We start from the raw sequence: 19,868 nt of genomic DNA, 5'->3' as shown, positions 1-19,868 counted from the left end.
TTCCACGAGGGGAGCGCACGCATGAGCACTCCGTTCCGGGAGCGCAACCCCGTCACCATCGGCGCCATCAGCATCGCGGTGATCGCGGCGCTGATGGTCACCGCCTTCAAGGCCGGCGACCTGCCGATCATCGGCGGCGGTGACACCTACTACGCCAACTTCACCGAGGCGGGCGGACTGAAGGCCAACGACGAGGTCCGGATCGCCGGTGTCCGCGTGGGCAAGGTCCGCAGCATCGAGCTCGACGGCGACCAGGTGAAGGTCGGCTTCCAGGTCGAGGGCGCCGAGTTCGGCGAGGAGACCGAGGCGGCGATCAAGGTCAAGACGATCCTCGGGTCGATGTTCGTGGCGCTGGTGCCCGCCGGTGACGGCCAGCTCGAGGAGGGCGGGACCATCCCGGTCGAGCGGACCAACTCGCCGTTCGACGTCGTCGACGTCTTCGAGGGGCTCGCGGAGCGCTCCGAGGGCATCGACACCGAGCAGCTCGCCGACTCGCTGAACGTGATGGCCGACCTGACCCAGAACACGCCCGACGAGTTCCGGGCCGCGCTCCGCGGGGTCTCCGCCCTCTCGGCCAACGTCGCCGAGAAGGACGAGGAGCTCAACACCCTGCTGCTCAACCTCAAGAAGGTCTCCGGCGTCCTGGGCGACCGCAAGGAGGACATCGTCACGCTGATGGAGGACGGCGACGTCCTCTTCCGCGCGCTGGTGGCCCGCCGTGACTCCGTGCACGACCTGCTGGTGGCGACGTCCCAGCTGTCGGTGCAGCTGACCGGCCTCGTGCGCGACACCCGCGCCGACCTGCGCCCCGCGCTGGACAACCTGGAGACCGTGGTGGACACGCTCAACGCCAACCGGGAGAACCTCGACAACAGCCTGCGGCTGATGGCGCCGTTCTACCGGGTGTTCGCCAACACGCTGGGCAACGGCCCGTGGTTCGACACGATCATCGAGAACATCCCGCCGGTGCCCGCGACGGGTGGTCAGTGACATGGCGTCCCTTCCCTCCTTCAGCAGCGGTGCCGGCCGGATCGCAGCGCTCTCGCTCGCCGGGCTGATGGTGATCGCGCTCGCCGTGGTGTTCCTGCGTCCCGGCTCCGACGACGCCCGCCTCACCGCGAGCTTCCCGCGCACGGTCTCCATCTACGAGGGCTCCGCGGTGCGCATCCTCGGCGTCCCGGTCGGCCAGGTCGACACCGTGACCCCGGCCGGCACCACGGTCGAGGTCGAGATGAGCTACGACCCCGAGATCGAGGTGCCGGCGAACGCCAAGGCGGTCGTGGTCGCCCCGTCCGTCGTGGGTGACCGCTACATCCAGCTCACCCCCGCCTACACCGGCGGCGAGAAGCTGGAGGACGGCGCCACGCTCGACATGAGCAACACCGCCGTCCCGCTCGAGCTCGACGACATCTACAAGTACCTCGACGAGCTCGCCGTGGGTCTGGGCCCGAACGGTGCGAACAAGGAGGGCGCGCTGACGCGCCTGCTCGAGGTCACCGCCGACAACTTCGGCGGGCAGGGCGAGAAGTTCAACGAGACGATCACGAACCTCAGCCGCTTCACGCAGACCCTCGACAACAACAAGGAGGCGCTGTTCAGCACCGCCACCGAGATCGAGCGGTTCGTCAAGGCGCTGGCCGACAACGACCAGACCGTCCGGGACTTCAACGACAGCCTCGCCTCGGCCTCCACCGTGCTGGAGGGGGAGCGTGAGGAGCTGGCTGCTGCTCTGCGCAACCTCGGCGTCGCCCTCGAGGCCGTCTCCGGCTTCGTCAAGGAGAACAAGGACGCGCTGTCGCGCAACATCAAGGGCCTGGTCGGGGTGACCGACGTGCTGGTCAAGCAGCGCGCCGCCCTCGACGAGGTGCTGTCCGCGGCCCCGACAGCGCTGTCCAACCTGTTCCACACCTACAACCCGGGCGCCGGAACGCTGGACACGCGGAGCAACCTCGGCGAGAACATCGCGGATCTGGAGAAGGACCCGCTCGGTGCGCTGTGCACGCTCATCCAGCCGGCAGAGCCCGCGGGCGCGGCCTGCACCGGCGTCGAGCAGATCCTCACCGACCTCGGCGTCGAGCTGTCGCCCGAGGCCCTCGAGGGAGGTGCCAGCAACGGCGGAGGCGGCGGTGGCCTGCTCGGCATCGCCCCGCGCGCCGGCACCCGGGGCGCGAAGACCCCGACCGTGTCCTCCCGCGTCGTGGAGATCGAGCCGATCGACACCAGCCTGGCCGGACTCGTGGAGGTCCCCCGATGAGCGCCCTGCGCCGTACCCGACTCGCTGCGCTGGCAGGCGCGGGCGCCCTGCTGCTCAGCGGGTGCGAGTTCTCGGTCTACAGCCTGCCGCTGCCCGGTGGCGCGGACCTGGGCGACAACCCCTACGAGGTGACCGTCCAGTTCCGCGACGTGCTCGACCTGGTGCCGCAGTCGGCGGTCAAGGTCAACGACATCTCCGTAGGACGCGTCGACGACGTGAAGCTCGACGGCTACACCGCCGAGGTCACCCTGCTCGTGCGCGGCGACGTGGAGCTGCCCGACAACGCCATCGCCGGCATCCGCCAGACCAGCCTCCTCGGTGAGAAGTTCGTCGACCTCGCACCGCCCAGCGGCGAGCCGCAGGGCAAGCTCGAGGACGGTGACACGATCGAGCTCGAGGACTCCGGGCGCAACCCGGAGGTCGAGGAGGTGCTCGGCGCGCTGTCGCTGTTCCTCAACGGCGGCGGCGTGGGCCAGCTCAAGATCGTGACCGAGGAGCTCAACGCAGCCCTCGGTGGCCGTGAGGACGAGGTGAAGTCCACGCTGCGTCGCTTCGCGACCCTGATGGGCGGTCTCGACGAGGGCAAGGAAGGCATCGTGCGCGCGTTGGAGAACGTCAACGCGCTCTCGATCGCACTCAACAAGGAGACCGACACCCTCGACCTCGCCCTCGCCGAGCTGCCGTCGGCGATCGCCTCCGTCGACAGCCAGCGCGACGACCTGGTGAAGATGCTGGAGGCCCTGGCGCGCCTGAGCGGCGTCGGCACGCGGGTGATCCAGGCCTCCAAGGCCGGCACCATCAAGTCGCTGAACTCCCTCGCCCCGGTGCTGACCGAGCTGGCGAAGTCGGGCGACGACTTCGTCAACAGCCTGCAGATCGTGCTGACCTTCCCCTTCATCGACGGGGTGGTCGGCAAGAACCCCCAGCAGGCGCGCGACCTGCAGATGGGCGACTACACCAACCTCAACGCCGAGCTGCAGCTCGACCTCACCGAGCTGGTCGGCACGCTGCCGCTGATCGACGAGCTGCCCGACGTGACGGGCCTGCCCACCGACGTCATCCCGACCGACCTCGGAGGCGTCACCAGCGCGATTCCGAGGCCGAGCATCCGCAACCCGCTCGGTGGCGGCGGCGGTGGTGGTGGCGGCGGCGGTGGCGGTGGCGGTCTGAACCTTCCGGGCGGCCTCGGCCGTGCGGCCCCGGGTGAGCCGATGACCGAGATGCAGGTCCGTGAGCGCCGCATCTTCGGCCTCGCCGGACTGCTCGTGCAGGGGATGGACCAGCGATGATCACCGCACGCACCAAGAAACAGCTCGTGATCTTCGTGATCATCGCGCTCCTCGGCGTCAGCTACGTCGGCGCCCGCTACGCCAAGCTCGACCGGCTCGTGCTGGACCGCTCCTACGCGGTCACCGCGAGCTTCGAGGACAGCGGCGGCATCTTCGAGGGCGCCGAGGTCACCTACCGAGGTGTCACGATCGGCCGCGTCGGAGGCATGGAGGTCACCGACGACGGCGTCGACGTGACGCTCGACATCGAGAACGCCAACGACGACATCCCGGCCGACGCCAAGGCGCTGGTCGGCAACCGCTCGGCCGTCGGTGAGCAGTACGTCGAGCTCCAGCCCCAGTCGGACTCCGAGCCCTACCTGGAGGACGGCTCGACGATCGAGCAGTCCAACACCGAGATCCCGATCTCCACGGTGACCTGGCTGACGAACACCCAGGCGCTGGTCAACTCGATCCCGAAGGACGACTTCCGCACCGTCATCAGCGAGTTCGGCAAGGCGTTCGCCGACGGTGGCGACGACCTGGGACAGCTGATCGACAGCTCCACGTCCTTCATCGAGGCCGCCGACGCCAACTTCGAGGTCACCCGCGACCTCATCCGGGACAGCAACACGGTGCTGGGCACCCAGCTCGACAAGGCCTCGGCGATCCGGACCTTCGCCCGCGACCTGGCGCTGTTCTCCGACACCCTGGCCGCCAGCGACCCCGACCTGCGTCGCGTCATCGCCAGCGGCAGCGCGACGGCGACCCAGCTGCGCACGTTCCTGGAGGAGAACGAGGTCAACCTCGGCAAGCTGATCAACAACCTCGTGACGACCGGCGAGGTGCAGCTGCGGCACCTGCCCGGCATCGAGATGGTCCTGATCATGTACCCCTACGTCGTGGCCGGCGGCTTCGTGGTCAACGCCCGCGAGGGCAACGTCAACAACGCCCACTTCGGCCTGATCCTCGAGCAGGAGCCCAAGGCGTGCACCAACGGCTACCAGAGCACCAACCAGCGCGACCCGAACACGCAGCGCGGCAACAAGCCGATGAACGAGCGGGCGCGCTGCGCGGAGCCGGCGACCGTGAGCAACGCCCGTGGCGCGCAGAACGCGAACCGCGTCGCTCCCTGGGAGGCCGGTCCCGCCATCGCGACGTACGACAGCGCGACGGGCACGGTCAAGTACGGTGAACCGACAGGGTCGCGCGACGTGACCTACACCGGTGGCGCCCACGAGGCGTTGGGCAAGGAGTCATGGAAGTGGTTGTTGATCCAGCCGCTCGCTTCGGAGAAGTGAGCGACCGCGACCGCGAGGTCGCACGATGACCGACGACCCCACCCCCCGCCCGACCGGTGAGAACCGCTCCGGTGGGCTGCTCACGAGCCCGTCCGTGGCCACCGCGCTGTCGCTGCTCTGTGTGGCGGCCCTCGTGGCCGCCGTCTGGGTGACGCTCTGGTTGCGGGGCGAGACGGCCGAGAACGAGCAGCGCGCCGAGGACCAGGTCGCGCTGCGCCAGGCCGCCGAGCGCTTCACCGAGACCTGGAACACCTTCGAGGCCGGTCAGGCCCAGGAGTACGTCGACTCGGTCGGCCCCCTGCTGTCGACGAAGTTCCGCGCCGAGTTCGAGAAGGCCACCCAGAACGTCATCACCGGCATCGAGCAGCAGCAGCTGTCCTCGGTCGGCAAGGTGCTCATCGACGAGGACGAGGTGCCGCTGGTCGGGATCGCGACCCAGGACGACGACTCCGCCCAGGTGCTGGTCGTCTCCGACGCCCAGCGTGTGTCCTCGGGCCAGCAGGTGGTCCGTCACTGGCGGTGGCAGATCAGCTTCGTCAAGACCGACGGCGAGTGGCTCGTCGACAAGTTCGAAGAGGCCTGAGCCATGAGCAACCAGCAGCCCACCCCCCGCCGCCGACGGATCGCCGGCGAGCGCCGTACTGCCGCGGTGGACTCCGCGACCGGGACCCCGACCGCGACCCCGAGCCAGCGTCGGGCCGGCGCGGGAGCACCCCCGGCACCGCCCACCTCCGGCAGCGCCGACGCCGCCGAGGCTCGACCGGCCGGCCGCGTCTCGCTCCTGAGACGACGCGAGTCCACGCGCCGCGACGACACCCCGGTCGCGCCGGCGCGACCGCGTCGGGACCACTCCGGCGGCCCGGCTCCTCGCGCCCGCGCCGTCGTGGCCGGAGGACGCCGCCTGGTCCTGGGGCTGGCCGCCCTGCTCGTGGTGCTGCTGCTCTACGTCGGCCTGATGCTGCTCGGCCTTCTCGGCACCGACGGAGTCGCGGACCTCGACCGCGCCGACCAGGAGGCCGCCGCCGGACGGGCCGCCCAGGCCTCGGCCGAGCGCGCCGCGGGGGCCGTGCTGGCCTACGACTTCCGCACCCTGGAGGAGGACCGCGACGCGGCGACCCGGTTCATGACCGAGGAGTACGCGAAGGACTACGTCGGCACCTTCGACACCGCCGTCGTCGACGCCGCGACCGAGTCCAAGGCGCAGGTCAGCGTCGAGGTGCAGGGCTCCGCGGTGCTGTCCGCCAGCGTCGACAAGGTGCGGGTGCTGCTCTTCCTCGACCAGACCACGCTGACCGCGGACGCCGCGCAGCCGAAGCTCGCGCTCAACCGCGTGGAGATGATCATGGTCGAGGAGGGGGACACCTGGAAGGTGTCCGACATCCTCTCCTTCTGAGGATCGCCGCCCCCGGGCGGAGCGGGCGCCCGGGAGCAAACCGGGCGAGTTGCTTGACTGGCCGCACCCGCGAGGTCACACTTCACAGAGCGTTCACGAGCCGCTGATGGCTCTCGAGCCGGGTCATATGAAGGTCCCGTCCGCGAGGGTGACGAAGGCAGGCTCCGCTCGGTTGTGCCCACCGTCAGCGAGTGCTAGTCTCGCTCGTTGCGCCTGCCCTCACGTCGATCGTGGCATTTTTGCCCCTCGCGGCGACGGCAGGCTTCAGTCCCAGCACCGAGCCAGCCTCTGGAAGGACGCCTCTTGGCCGCCTCGCGCCCCAGCACCACCGCCAACGTCAGCAGTGCCCCCCGCCGCATCTCCTTCGCGAAGATCTCCGAGCCTCTCGAGGTTCCCAAGCTCCTCTCCCTCCAGACCAGCAGCTTCGACTGGCTGGTCGGCAACGAGCGGTGGGACGCCGAGGTCCAGAAGCGCGCCGACGCCGGCGAGGACGTCAGCCCCAAGTCCGGTCTGCAGGAGATCTTCGAGGAGATCTCGCCGATCGAGGACTTCTCGGGGACGATGTCGCTCTCCTTCGAGAACCCGGTCTTCTACGACCCCAAGAACACCGTCGACGAGTGCAAGGAGAAGGACTTCACCTACTCCGCGCCTCTCTACGTCTCCGCGGAGTTCACCAACAACGAGACCGGTGAGATCAAGGGCCAGACGGTCTTCATGGGCGACTTCCCGCTCATGACCGACAAGGGCACCTTCATCATCAACGGCACCGAGCGTGTCGTCGTCTCCCAGCTGGTCCGGTCCCCGGGCGTCTACTTCGAGCGCGCCGCCGACAAGACCTCGGACAAGGACATCTACACCGCCAAGCTCATTCCGTCGCGGGGAGCGTGGCTGGAGTTCGAGATCGACAAGCGCGACATGGTCGGCGTACGCCTCGACCGCAAGCGCAAGCAGAACGTCACCGTGCTGCTCAAGGCGCTCGGCTGGACCGAGGAGCAGATCCGCGAGGAGTTCGGCCAGTACGAGTCGATGATGCTCACGCTGGAGAAGGACCACACGTCCGGCCAGGACGACGCGCTGCTCGACATCTACCGCAAACTGCGTCCGGGCGAACCGCCCACGCGCGAGGCTGCCCAGACGCTCCTGGACAACTACTACTTCAACTCCAAGCGCTACGACCTCGCCAAGGTCGGCCGCTACAAGATCAACAAGAAGCTGGGTCTGGAGCAGGCCTTCGACCAGCAGACGTTGACCATCGAGGACGTCGTCGCGGCGATCAAGTTCATCGTGCAGCTGCACGCCGGCGAGACCGAGGCCGAGGCGCCCCAGGGCACCATCGAGGTCCACGCCGACGACATCGACCACTTCGGCAACCGCCGTCTGCGCACGGTCGGCGAGCTCATCCAGAACCAGCTCCGCACCGGCCTGGCCCGGATGGAGCGCGTGGTCCGCGAGCGGATGACGACCCAGGACGTCGAGGCCATCACGCCGCAGTCCCTGATCAACATCCGGCCCGTGGTTGCGGCGCTGAAGGAGTTCTTCGGCACCTCCCAGCTGAGCCAGTTCATGGACCAGACCAACCCCATCGCGGGTCTGACCCACAAGCGTCGCCTCTCGGCGCTGGGTCCCGGTGGTCTGTCCCGTGACCGCGCCGGCTTCGAGGTCCGTGACGTCCACCCCTCGCACTACGGCCGCATGTGCCCGATCGAGACCCCCGAGGGTCCGAACATCGGTCTGATCGGCTCGCTGTCGACGTTCGGCCGCATCAACCCGTTCGGCTTCGTCGAGACGCCCTACCGCAAGGTCGAGAACGGCACCGTCACCGACCGCATCGAGTACCTCACCGCCGACGAGGAGGACCGCTTCATCATCGCCCAGGCCAACCAGGGCCTGAGCGACGACGGCTCCTTCACCGAGGACCGGGTGCTCGCGCGTGACCGTCACGGCGAGGCCGACCTGGTGCTCGCCGCCGAGGTCGACTACATGGACGTCTCGCCGCGCCAGATGGTGTCGGTCGCGACCGCCCTCATCCCGTTCCTCGAGCACGACGACGCCAACCGCGCGCTCATGGGCTCCAACATGCAGCGCCAGGCCGTGCCGCTGATCCAGTCGCAGTCGCCGCTGGTCGGCACCGGCATGGAGTTCCGCGCCGCGGTCGACGCCGGCGACGTGGTCTCGGCCGACCAGCCGGGCGCGGTCACCGCCGTCTCGGCGGACGCGGTCGAGGTCATGAACGACGACGGCACCCACCGCACCTACCGGATGCAGAAGTTCCGCCGCTCCAACCAGGGCACCTGCATCAACCAGCGTCCGCTGGTGCACGAGGGGCAGCGTCTGGAGGTCGGCTCGCCGATCGCCGACGGTCCCTGCACCGACCAGGGCGAGATGGCGCTGGGCCGCAACCTGCTCGTCGCCTTCATGCCGTGGCAGGGCCACAACTACGAGGACGCGATCATCCTGTCGCAGCGTCTCGTGCAGCAGGACGTCCTCACCTCGATCCACATCGAGGAGCACGAGGTCGACGCCCGCGACACGAAGCTGGGCCCGGAGGAGATCACCCGCGACATCCCGAACGTGGGCGAGGAGATGCTCGCCGACCTCGACGAGCGCGGCATCATCCGCATCGGCGCGGAGGTCACCACCGGTGACATCCTCGTCGGCAAGGTGACCCCCAAGGGCGAGACCGAGCTGACCCCCGAGGAGCGCCTGCTGCGCGCCATCTTCGGCGAGAAGGCGCGCGAGGTGCGCGACACCTCGATGAAGGTCCCGCACGGCGAGTCCGGCACGGTTATCGGCGTCCGCGTGTTCGACCGCGAGGACGGCGACGAGCTGCCCCCGGGCGTCAACCAGCTGGTGCGCGTCTACGTGGCCCAGAAGCGCAAGATCTCGGTCGGCGACAAGCTCGCCGGACGCCACGGCAACAAGGGCGTCATCTCCAAGATCCTGCCGGTCGAGGACATGCCGTTCCTCGAGGACGGCACCCCGGTCGACGTCGTGCTCAACCCGCTCGGCGTGCCGGGCCGGATGAACATCGGCCAGATCCTGGAGATCCACCTCGGGTGGCTCGCCAAGACCGGCTGGGACGTCAACGCCTACGACGGCGACAGCACGGACGACTCGTGGAAGGAGCGGCTCATCAAGATCGCGGCCGACTCCGCCCCCGCGGACTCCAACGTCGCCACGCCGGTCTTCGACGGTGCGCGCGAGGACGAGATCACCGGTCTGCTGAGCTCGACCCTGCCGACCCGCGACGGGGTGCGCCTCGTCAAGGCCGACGGCAAGGCCCAGCTGTTCGACGGCCGCTCCGGGGAGCCCTTCCCCGACCCGGTCTCGGTGGGCTACATGTACATCCTCAAGCTCCACCACCTGGTCGACGACAAGATCCACGCGCGCTCGACCGGCCCCTACTCGATGATCACGCAGCAGCCCCTGGGCGGTAAGGCCCAGTTCGGCGGCCAGCGGTTCGGCGAGATGGAGGTCTGGGCCATGGAGGCGTACGGCGCCGCCTACGCCCTGCAGGAGCTGCTGACCATCAAGTCCGACGACGTGCCCGGTCGCGTCAAGGTCTACGAGGCCATCGTCAAGGGCGAGAACATCCCCGACTCCGGCATCCCCGAGTCGTTCAAGGTTCTCGTCAAGGAGATGCAGTCGCTCTGCCTCAACGTCGAGGTGCTGTCGCAGGACGGCTCCGCGATCGAGATGAAGGACGCCGAGGACGACGTGTTCCGCGCGGCCGAGGAGCTCGGCATCGACCTGTCCCGACGCGAGCCCTCCAGCGTCGAGGAGGTCTGAGAGTGCGGGGGTACGTCGAGCCCGCGTCGGTCTGACCGGCCGCCTCGACGTACCCCCCGCCCTCCCGCCCGATCCTCAGGCCGCCCCCGGCCCCCTCAGACCCACAGAAAGACAGGGAAGTAGCCACCGTGCTCGATGTGAACTTCTTCGACCAGCTCAAGATCGGCCTGGCCACCGCGGACGAGATCCGCGCCTGGAGCCACGGCGAGGTCAAGAAGCCGGAGACCATCAACTACCGCACGCTCAAGCCCGAGCGTGACGGCCTCTTCTGCGAGAAGATCTTCGGTCCCACCCGGGACTGGGAGTGCTACTGCGGCAAGTACAAGCGCGTGCGCTTCAAGGGCATCATCTGCGAGCGCTGCGGCGTCGAGGTGACCCGCTCCAAGGTGCGCCGCGAGCGCATGGGCCACATCGAGCTGGCCGCCCCGGTCACCCACATCTGGTACTTCAAGGGTGTGCCCAGCCGGCTCGGCTACCTGCTCGACCTGGCGCCGAAGGACCTCGAGAAGGTCATCTACTTCGCGGCCTACATGATCACCTCGGTCGACGAGGACGCACGCCACCGCGACCTGTCCTCGCTCGAGGCCAAGATCGACATGGAGCGCAAGCGCCTCGAGGGCCGTCGCGACACGCAGATCAACGACCGCTCGCAGAAGCTCGAGGAGGACCTCGCCTCGCTGGAGGCCGAGGGCGCCAAGGCCGACGCGCGCCGCAAGGTCCGCGACGCCGCGGAGCGCGAGATGAAGCAGCTGCGCGACCGCAGCCAGCGCGAGCTCGACCGCCTCGAGGAGGTCTGGACGCGCTTCAAGAACCTCAAGGTCCAGGACCTCGAGGGCGACGAGATGCTCTACCGCGAGATGAAGAACTGGTTCGGCAAGTACTTCGAGGGCTTCATGGGCGCGACCGCGATCCAGAAGCGCCTGGAGACCTTCGACCTGACCGCCGAGGTGGAGTCGCTCAAGGAGACCATCGCCACAGGCAAGGGCCAGCGCAAGGTCCGCGCCCTCAAGCGCCTCAAGGTCGTCGACGCCTTCCGCAAGACCGGCAACAAGCCGGTCGGCATGGTCCTCGACGCCGTCCCGGTCATCCCGCCGGACCTGCGCCCGATGGTGCAGCTCGACGGTGGCCGCTTCGCGACCTCCGACCTCAACGACCTCTACCGTCGCGTCATCAACCGCAACAACCGCCTCAAGCGGCTGCTGGACCTGGGTGCGCCGGAGATCATCGTCAACAACGAGAAGCGGATGCTCCAGGAGGCCGTCGACTCGCTGTTCGACAACGGCCGCCGTGGCCGTCCCGTCACCGGCCCGGGCAACCGGCCGCTGAAGTCGCTGTCCGACATGCTCAAGGGCAAGCAGGGCCGCTTCCGCCAGAACCTGCTGGGCAAGCGCGTGGACTACTCGGGCCGTTCGGTCATCGTGGTCGGCCCGCAGCTGAAGCTGCACCAGTGCGGTCTGCCCAAGCAGATGGCGCTGGAGCTGTTCAAGCCGTTCGTGATGAAGCGTCTGGTCGAGCTCAACCACGCCCAGAACATCAAGTCGGCCAAGCGCATGGTCGAGCGCGCCCGTCCGGTCGTGTGGGACGTCCTCGAGGAGGTCATCACCGAGCACCCGGTGCTGCTGAACCGTGCGCCCACGCTGCACCGTCTGGGCATCCAGGCGTTCGAGCCGCAGCTGATCGAGGGCAAGGCCATCCAGATCCACCCGCTGGTCTGCACCGCGTTCAACGCCGACTTCGACGGTGACCAGATGGCGGTGCACCTGCCGCTGTCCGCCGAGGCGCAGGCCGAGGCCCGCATCCTCATGCTGTCGACGAACAACATCCTCAAGCCGTCCGACGGCCGGCCGGTCACCATGCCCACGCAGGACATGATCATCGGGCTGTACTTCCTGACCCACCAGAACGAGGGCCAGGAGTACCGCGGCGAGGGTCGTGGCTTCTCCTCGACCGCCGAGGCCATCATGGCCTTCGACAAGGGCGAGATCGAGCTGCAGACCAGCGTCAAGATCCGCTTCCCCGGGACCGGCACGCGTGAGACGACCCTGGGCCGGGCGCTCTTCAACGAGACCCTCCCGGACGACTACGCGTTCGTGAACGAGGAGGTCGGCAAGAAGCAGCTCGGCGTCATCGTCAACGACCTCGCGGAGCGCTACTCCAAGGTCGAGGTCGCCGCGGCGCTCGACGCGCTCAAGGACACCGGCTTCCACTGGGCCACCCGGTCCGGCGTCACCGTCTCCATCGACGACGTCGTCACCCCGCCGCAGAAGGCCGAGATCCTGGCCGCCTTCGAGGGCCAGGCCGCGAAGGTCCAGCAGCAGTACGACCGCGGTCTGATCACCGACGACGAGCGTCGTCAGGAGCTGATCGAGGTCTGGACCCAGGCGTCGAACGAGGTCGCCAAGGAGCTCGAGAAGACCTTCGAGGGCCAGAAGAAGAACCCGATCTACATGATGGTCCACTCCGGTGCCCGCGGAAACATGATGCAGGTCCGGCAGATCGCGGCCATGCGTGGTCTGGTGGCCAACCCGAAGGGCGAGATCATCCCGCGTCCGATCAAGTCGAACTTCAAGGAGGGCCTGACCGTCCTGGAGTACTTCATCGCCACGCACGGTGCGCGCAAGGGCCTGGCGGACACCGCGCTGCGGACCGCCGACTCCGGCTACCTGACCCGTCGTCTGGTCGACGTGTCGCAGGACGTGATCATCCGCGAGGAGGACTGCGGCACCGAGCGTGGCCTGCCGAAGGTGATCGCCGACCGCACCGAGTCCGGCGCGCTGCGCCTGGCCGACCACGTGGACACCGCGGCGTACGCCCGCTCGGTGGCGACCGCGGTCGTGCACCCCGAGACCGGCGAGGAGCTGGTCGCGGCAGGTGGCGACCTCGGCGACGTCAAGATCGACGAGCTCATCGAGGCCGGGGTCGGCTCGGTCAAGGTCCGCTCGGTCCTGACCTGCGAGGCCAAGACCGGCACGTGCGCCAAGTGCTACGGCCGCTCGCTGGCCACCGGCAAGCTGGTCGACATCGGTGAGGCGGTCGGCATCATCGCCGCGCAGTCCATCGGTGAGCCCGGCACGCAGCTCACGATGCGTACCTTCCACACCGGTGGTGTGGCCTCCGCGGACGACATCACGCAGGGTCTGCCCCGTGTGGTCGAGCTCTTCGAGGCGCGCTCGCCCAAGGGTCGTGCGCCCATCGTGGAGGCCGCCGGTCGGATCACCATCGAGGAGACCGACAAGGCCAAGAAGGTCGTCGTCACCCCCGACGACGGCTCCGAGCCGCAGGACTACCCGGTGTCGAAGCGCTCGCGCCTGCTCGTCGGCGAGGGCGACCACGTCGAGGTCGGTCAGAAGATCACCCAGGGCACCCCGGACCCGCAGGACGTCCTGCGGATCCTCGGTGTGCGCCGGGCCCAGGAGCACCTCGTGGACGAGGTCCAGGAGGTCTACCGCTCCCAGGGCGTGCAGATCCACGACAAGCACATCGAGATCATCGTGCGGCAGATGCTGCGCCGTGTCCTCGTGCTGGAGCAGGGCGACACCCGCCTGCTCCCGTCGGACCTGGTGGACCGTCCGTCGTTCGAGGCCGAGAACCGTCGCGTCGTGTCGGAGGGTGGCAAGCCTGCCGCCGGTCGTCCGCAGCTGATGGGCATCACCAAGGCGTCGCTGGCCACCGAGTCGTGGCTCTCGGCGGCGTCCTTCCAGGAGACCACCCGCGTGCTGACCGACGCCGCCATCCACGGCAAGTCGGACTCGCTCATGGGTCTCAAGGAGAACGTGATCATCGGCAAGCTGATCCCCGCCGGCACCGGCCTGGAGCGTTACCGCAACATCCGGGTGGAGCCGACGGAGGAGGCGCGGGCGAACGCCTACACCGTGAGCGGCTACAACTCCTACTACGACGAGTTCTCGTCGGTGGGACAGCAGCAGGTGGTCGCGCTCGACGACTTCCCGTTCCGCTACGACAACTGAGTCACCGCACCACCACCGGCGAGGGCCGGGTCCCGACAGGGGCCCGGCCCTCGCCGCGTCGTGCCCCGCCCGGGCAGGTCGGTCCGCAAGCGCGTCCGCAAGTCGGTCCCAAGTCGCCCTCAAGCGGGTTCCGCCATCGTCGGAGCATCCGAGACGGACCGATGTGCAGGAGCACGACCATGAACCGACTTCTCTACCGATCCGGCCACGCCGCCGCCGCCCACCCGTGGCGGGCTCTGCTGGTCTGGCTGACCCTGCTGGGTGCCCTCCTCGGGGCGGCGGCCGACTGGGGCGGCACCACCCAGGAGAACTGGGACGTGCCCGGCGCCCGCGCGCAGGTCGGCACCGACCTGCTCCGCGAGCACGTGCCCGGCGCGGGCAACGCCTACGCCCGCGTCGTGGTCCACGACGACGGGCCGCTGGAGGCCGGCGCCCTGGAGGCGCTGGGCTCCCGGCTGTCCGAGCTCGACCACGTCGCGACCGTCGCGCCGCCGCGGCTCTCCGACGACCGCGACACCGCCGTCGTCGACGTGGGCTACGACGTCCCGGTCACCCACCCGGACCTGTTCGAGGACGTCGCCCCGCTCGAGGAGGCGGCGGAGCCGCTGCGCGACACCGGCGTCCAGGTCGAGCTGAGCGGTGGTCTGCCCGACACCGCCGCCGCCCCGATGAAGGGCTACGGCGAGCTGATCGGCATCGTGGCCGCGCTGGTCATCCTCGTCCTCACCTTCGGGTCCGTGGTCGCGGCCGGTCTGCCCGTCGCGATCGCGGTGGGCGGCCTGGTGGGCGCCTCCGGGGGTCTGGCGCTGCTGGCGGCGGTGATGGACGTGAGCCCGTCGGCACCGATGGTCGCCACGATGGTGGGCCTGGGGGTCGGCATCGACTACGCGCTGCTCATGGCCGTGCGGCACGCGGAGAACCTCCGGGCCGGTCACGACGTGGTCACCTCGGCGGCGCTCGCCTCGGCGACCGCCGGTCGGGCCGTGGTCTTCGCGGCCGGCACCGTGCTGGTGTCCCTCCTCGGCCTGCGGCTGGCGAACCTGCCGACGTACTCCGCCTTCGGCTTCGCCACCGCGATCGCGGTGCTGTGCGTGCTGGTCTCCGCCCTCGTGCTCGTGCCGGCGCTGTGCCGGCTGGCCGGTCGGCGGCTCCTGCCGCGCGGCGACCGCAGGCAGAAGGTGCGCACGACCGAGCCGGCCACGGCCCGGTGGGCCCGCAAGGTGAGCCGCCGTCCCGCGGCCTGGGCTGTGGGGGCGACGCTGCTGATGCTCCTGCTCGCGCTGCCGACCCTGGACATGCGCACCTGGCCGCACGACGCCGGCAGCCAGCCGGAGGAGCTGACGACCCGTCAGGCCTTCGACCTCGTGACCGAGGAGTTCGGCCCGGGTGCGACCACGAACATGGTGGTCGTCGCCGACCTCTCCGCCGTGCCGCGGGCGGCGCTCGACGACGCGCTCGGCGACGTGCGTGCCACCGACGGCGTGGTCGCGGTCTCCGAGCCGCGGGTCTCGCCCGACGGCGAGGTCGCCGTGGCCGACGTGGTCCCGGGGTACGGCGCCACCGACGAGCGGATCCCCGGCCTGGTGGACTCCCTGCGCGACGTCCTGCCCGAGGGGGCCGAGCTGACCGGCGACCTGCCGTTCTTCGCCGACATCTCGGCGATGCTGGCCGACCGCCTGCTCGTCGTGGTGCTCTTCGTGGTCGGCGTCTCCGTGGTCCTGCTCATGATGATGTTCCGCTCGGTGGTCGTCCCGGTGAAGGCGGCACTGATGAACCTGCTGTCGGTCAGTGCGGCCTACGGCACGTTGACGGCGGTCTTCCAGTGGGGCTGGGGCGCGGACCTGATCGGTCTGGAGCAGAGCGTGCCGGTCTCGGCCTGGGTGCCGATCCTGATCTTCGCGATCCTGTTCGGCCTGTCCATGGACTACGAGGTCTTCCTGCTCTCCCGCATCCGGGAGCACTGGCTGGCCAGCGGTGACGCACGGGGCAGCGTGGTCCAGGGGCTCGCGGACACCGGGCGGGTCATCTCGGCGGCGGCGGCCATCATGGTCGCGGTGTTCCTCGGCTTCGCCACCGAGAGCGACACCGTCGTCAAGCAGATCGGGCTGGGGATGGCGGTGGCGGTGTTCCTCGACGCCACCGTGGTCCGGATGGTGCTGGTGCCCTCGACGATGGCGTTGCTGGGTCGCTGGAACTGGTGGCTCCCGGGCTGGCTGGACCGCGTGCTGCCGCGCATCGACGCCGAGCTCCCGCACCCGGCCCCGAGGCCCGCTCAGCCGCCCGTCGGGCAGGTCGCCGGTCCGGATCCGGTCGGCACCTCGACCGTCCCGCCGTCCGACGAGCGTCCGCTGGTCGACGCCTGAGGAACCCCCACCCCGCGGACGTCACGGGTCGTGGTCGCTGGAGCGGCCACGGCCCCGTGGCGTCCGCGGCGGTGTGCCCGGCACCTCAGAACGCGTGGCGGGTGCGCTCGTCGCGGAACCAGCGGGTGAACAGCGGTATCTGCCACGCCTCGGCCAGGCGTTCGGCGGCGTCGGCGTGCCGGGTCGCGCGGGCGAGGTCGCCGGTCGTCGAGGCGGCCAGCGCGAGGTAGGCGTCCACCGGGCCCGACGCGAAGCCCGAGCCCGCGGTGCACGCCTGCCCGGCGAACGGGCCGAGCCGGTCGTAGGCCTCCCGGGCGAGGGTCCGGTCGCCGGTGCAGGCGGACATGGCGGCGGCGAAGCCCCAGTTGAGCTTGGAGAACCAGTCCCGGTCCTCCAACCGGGCCGGGTGCTCGACGAGCCACTGCCGCGCGCGCTCCTCGTCGCCCTGGCGCCACATGATGAAGGCGAGGGTGGTCTCGGTGGGCAGGGGGCTGGCCTGGCTGGTGGCGAACGCCTCCTCGGACCAGGTGAGGGTCGGGTCCCACAGCGTCATCGCCCCGACCACGCCGGCCAGGGCCTCCTCGGCCTGGCTGAGGTCGGCCAGCCCGACGTGGGCCACGACCTCGCCGAAGAGCCGGTGGCACTCCTCGAACCGGCCGGCCATCGCGTGCCAGGGGACGACCAGCGACTTGAGCACGACGAGCGCGTAGAGCAGGCGCAGCCGGTCCGACACCTCGACCGCCCGGTGGTAGGCCTCCCACATCTCGTCGGGACGTCCGAGCTCGCACAGCGCGATCACGCGTTGGGTGAGGGCGACCCCCTCGGCGTGCTCGTCGCCGACCTCGCGCGCCAGGGCGAGCGACTCGTCGGCCAGGTCGAGACGCTCCGCCTCGTGCCCCGGCGTCCACAGGGCGTTGAAGGCACCGGACAGGGCGTCGATGAGCAGACCCGGGTCACCCAGGCGCCGGGCCATCGCGACCCCGTCGTCGACCAGCGCGCGACGCTCCTCGACGGTGGACACGTAGTAGAGCTCCAGCGCCAGCCCGAGCAGGCACCGGCACCGGACGGGGGAGTCCTCCTCGGGAAGCACCTCGAGGCTGCGGCGCAGCGCGTCGACGATGTGGTCGTGGACCCCGCTGTGCCGGGCCGACTGCCACAGCGCGCCGCGCACCGTCAGCGTCGCCGCCTCGGCGGCGAGCACGGGGTCCCCGAGCTCCCCGGCCGCGCGCACGGCGTCCTCGACGGTGGCCGTGAGGGCGCTCCACCGTGCGCCCCAGCGCTCGGCGACGGCGCGCTGCACGAGCAGGTCGTAGCGGTCCCGCGCGCCCGCGCCCGGGTCGTCACCGAGGCGCTCGAGGGCGGCGTCGAACAGGGACGCGGCCTCCGGGTGCGCGTGCGCACGGAGCGCGACCGCTCCGGCCGCCGCCGCCGCCCGCCAGGCTCGTGGGGCGTGGGCGGGACCGGCGGCGAGCCAGTGCCGGGCGACCTCGGTCGCGTGGCCGCCGCGGGACTCCAGGGTCCGGGCCACCGCGGCGTGCCCGCGGGCCCGGCGGGTCGGGCTCACCGCGTCGTACGCCGTGTCGCGGACCAGGGCGTGCTCGAACACGAAGACGTCGACCGCCTCCTCGGAGACCAGGCCGGAGACCTGGGCGGGCTCGAGCACGTCGAGCACGTCGTCGGCGTCGGTGCCGGTGGTCGCCGCCAGGAGGGGCAGGTCGAAGCGGCGACCGATCACGGCGGCCGCGCTCAGCGCCCGGCGGGTCGGCTCGGGGAGACGGCCGATGCGGCGCGTGAGCACCTCCTGGACGGCCCGCGGGCGCTCCTCGCCGTCGATCAGCCCGCCCAGGTCGGGGCGGGTGGCGGCGAGCCGGGCGTACTCGACCAGGAAGAAGGGGTTGCCGTCGGTGCGGCGCCGCAGGGCGTCGGTCTCGTGGGCGGTGGGGTGGCGGTGCCCGAGCGCGTCGAGGATCCCGGCGACCGACGACGTGTCCAGCCCGCCCAGCTCGACACGCTCCGCGTGGGCGCGCGCCATCGTCTCGGCGGCGTCGGCCAGGGCGCCGCTGGGGGCGGGGCGGTCGCGCCAGGTCGCCACGAGCAGCAGACGCTCGCTCGCGGCCTGCTCCACCAGCAGCCGGAGCACGCGCAGGCTGGCGGTGTCGGACCAGTGAAGGTCGTCGAGGACGACCAGCACCAGGCTGTCGCGAGCCGCGTCCAGCACGGTGCGTGCCGTGCGCGACCAGGCGGCGAAGTCGCCCTCGCGGGTGCCGTCCCCGGCGAGGTCTCCGGTCGGGTCACCGGTCGGGTCGCCGGTCGGGTCGCCGTCCCCGGCGGGGTCGCCGGTCGCCGACCGGCCGAGGGAGCGGAGCGCGAGCTCCCACGGCCACAGCGGAGGGGCGCCGTCGTCCTGCGAGCAGCGACCCACCAGCACGGTCGCGCCCCGGGCCCGGGCCCGCGACGCCAGCTCCGCGCAGAGCCGGCTCTTGCCGATCCCCGGCTCACCCGTGACGGCCGCGAAGCCCGCCTCGCCGGCCTCGGCCCGCTCGAGCCGCTGGAGCAGCCGGGCGAGCTCGTCGTCGCGGCCGAAGAGCGGCCACCCGGCGTCCTGCGCCCCCGCGCGGGACGGGCCCCCACCTCCCGGGCCCGCCTCTCCCGGGGGCTCGGACGCAGGGCCGGGGCGCTCCGGCTCCTCGCCGGCAGGCGGCGACCAGGACAGCGCCGGGTCCTGCGCCAGCACCCGGGCCTGCAGGTCGCGCAGCTCCGCGCCCGGGTCGAGTCCCAGCTCGTCGGCGAGCACCGAGCGCACGCGCGCCAGCGCGTCGAGGGCGTCCGCCTGCCGGCCGGAGCGGACCAGCGCCAGCACGCGCAACGCCCAGAGGCGCTCGCGCAGCGGGTGCTGGCCGGTGAGGGTCTCGAGCTCGGCCGCGGCGGTCGCGTGGTCGCCGAGGGCCAGCCACGCGGCGGCCCGGTCCTCGAGGGCGATCACCCGCAGCTCCTCCAGGTGCGACCGCTCGGCCAGCACGGCCGGCAGGTCGCCGAGCTCGGCGTACGGCTGCCCGCGCCACGACGCGAGCACCTCGTCGAGGACGGCGACCGCGGTGTCGAGGGTGCTCGCCGGCAGCGGGCTGGGGCCCAGCAGGGGCAGCGCGAGCCGCCGGTGCTCGCGGGTCACCAGCCGCTCGAAGCGCGTCGCGTCGCAGGCGTCGGGACCGAGGCGCAGCGCGTAGCCGGGGGCCTGGGTCACGAGGACCCGGGCCGGGGCCCGCCGCTCCCGGCCGGGCTCCAGCACCTTGCGCAGCCCGGACACGTAGGCCTGGACGGTGGCCAGGACGCCCGGGGGAGGGCGCTCCCCCCAGAGCAGGTCCACCAGGGTGTCGACCGCCACGGCGTGCCCCGGGGTGAGGGCCAGGGCAGCCAGCAGGGAACGCTGCTTGGGGGCACCGGGCTCCAGCGGCACCTCGCCGCTGCGGAGCACCAGGGGCCCGAGGACGCACAGCTCCAGGTCGTCGGTCACCGTCGCAGGATACGAACGCCG

Annotated in this window: 10 protein-coding genes; 9 read left to right on the top strand and 1 reads right to left on the bottom strand. The window is 70.8% G+C overall.

Annotated features, from left to right (window positions below; all coding sequences use genetic code 11):
* The first annotated feature begins 21 nt into the window (after positions 1-21).
* From G7072_RS15590 to G7072_RS15550, 9 genes are all read left to right on the top strand, one after another.
* Entirely contained in the window at positions 22-990 is a 969-nt protein-coding gene (locus G7072_RS15590; RefSeq protein ID WP_166087946.1) for an MCE family protein, read from the top strand.
* 1 nt (position 991) lies between these two features.
* A complete protein-coding gene (locus tag G7072_RS15585; protein ID WP_166087944.1) occupies positions 992-2,254 on the top strand; it encodes an MCE family protein in 1,263 nt (420 codons plus the stop codon).
* On the top strand, positions 2,251-3,543 hold the full coding sequence (locus tag G7072_RS15580) for an MCE family protein (RefSeq protein ID WP_206063163.1): 1,293 nt from the start codon (positions 2,251-2,253) through the stop codon (positions 3,541-3,543). The genes G7072_RS15585 and G7072_RS15580 overlap by 4 nt, the downstream gene beginning before the upstream one ends.
* Complete coding sequence (locus G7072_RS15575) at positions 3,540-4,823, top strand: MlaD family protein (RefSeq protein ID WP_166087942.1); 1,284 nt, start codon at positions 3,540-3,542, stop codon at positions 4,821-4,823. The genes G7072_RS15580 and G7072_RS15575 overlap by 4 nt, the downstream gene beginning before the upstream one ends.
* A 25-nt stretch (positions 4,824-4,848) precedes the next feature.
* On the top strand, positions 4,849-5,406 hold the full coding sequence (locus G7072_RS15570) for a hypothetical protein (RefSeq protein WP_166087940.1): 558 nt from the start codon (positions 4,849-4,851) through the stop codon (positions 5,404-5,406).
* 3 nt (positions 5,407-5,409) lie between these two features.
* On the top strand, positions 5,410-6,216 hold the full coding sequence (locus G7072_RS15565; protein WP_166087938.1) for a hypothetical protein: 807 nt from the start codon (positions 5,410-5,412) through the stop codon (positions 6,214-6,216).
* Positions 6,217-6,519: 303 nt separating this feature from the next.
* Positions 6,520-10,005 carry a DNA-directed RNA polymerase subunit beta gene (gene rpoB / locus G7072_RS15560; RefSeq protein WP_166087936.1) on the top strand — a complete coding sequence of 1,162 codons (3,486 nt, stop codon included), beginning with the start codon at positions 6,520-6,522 and terminating at the stop codon, positions 10,003-10,005.
* Between the two features lie 128 nt (positions 10,006-10,133).
* The gene (locus G7072_RS15555) at positions 10,134-13,973 is read left to right on the top strand and encodes a DNA-directed RNA polymerase subunit beta' (RefSeq protein ID WP_166087934.1); all 3,840 of its coding nucleotides are present in this window, start codon (positions 10,134-10,136) and stop codon (positions 13,971-13,973) included.
* Between the two features lie 179 nt (positions 13,974-14,152).
* Entirely contained in the window at positions 14,153-16,336 is a 2,184-nt protein-coding gene (locus tag G7072_RS15550) for an MMPL family transporter (protein ID WP_166087932.1), read from the top strand.
* Positions 16,337-16,421: 85 nt separating this feature from the next.
* Here the strand turns inward: G7072_RS15550 and G7072_RS15545 are convergent, their stop codons facing one another.
* Positions 16,422-19,847 carry a BTAD domain-containing putative transcriptional regulator gene (locus G7072_RS15545; RefSeq protein WP_166087930.1) on the bottom strand — a complete coding sequence of 1,142 codons (3,426 nt, stop codon included), beginning with the start codon at positions 19,845-19,847 and terminating at the stop codon, positions 16,422-16,424.
* Positions 19,848-19,868 lie beyond the last annotated feature (21 nt).

Origin of the sequence: Nocardioides sp. HDW12B (genome assembly GCF_011299595.1) — a bacterium.
Taxonomy (GTDB): Bacteria; Actinomycetota; Actinomycetes; order Propionibacteriales; family Nocardioidaceae; genus Marmoricola_A.
This window is presented reverse-complemented; position numbering and strand designations above follow the sequence as displayed.

What these genes read in the sequence shown, in the direction of transcription:
- G7072_RS15585 (WP_166087944.1), top strand. Translation starts at nt 992, where the DNA reads ATGGCGTCCCTTCCCTCCTTCAGCAGCGGTGCCGGCCGGATCGCAGCG.
- G7072_RS15550 (WP_166087932.1), top strand. Translation starts at nt 14,153, where the DNA reads ATGAACCGACTTCTCTACCGATCCGGCCACGCCGCCGCCGCCCACCCG.
- G7072_RS15590 (WP_166087946.1), top strand. Translation starts at nt 22, where the DNA reads ATGAGCACTCCGTTCCGGGAGCGCAACCCCGTCACCATCGGCGCCATC.
- G7072_RS15580 (WP_206063163.1), top strand. Translation starts at nt 2,251, where the DNA reads ATGAGCGCCCTGCGCCGTACCCGACTCGCTGCGCTGGCAGGCGCGGGC.
- G7072_RS15570 (WP_166087940.1), top strand. Translation starts at nt 4,849, where the DNA reads ATGACCGACGACCCCACCCCCCGCCCGACCGGTGAGAACCGCTCCGGT.
- G7072_RS15565 (WP_166087938.1), top strand. Translation starts at nt 5,410, where the DNA reads ATGAGCAACCAGCAGCCCACCCCCCGCCGCCGACGGATCGCCGGCGAG.
- G7072_RS15575 (WP_166087942.1), top strand. Translation starts at nt 3,540, where the DNA reads ATGATCACCGCACGCACCAAGAAACAGCTCGTGATCTTCGTGATCATC.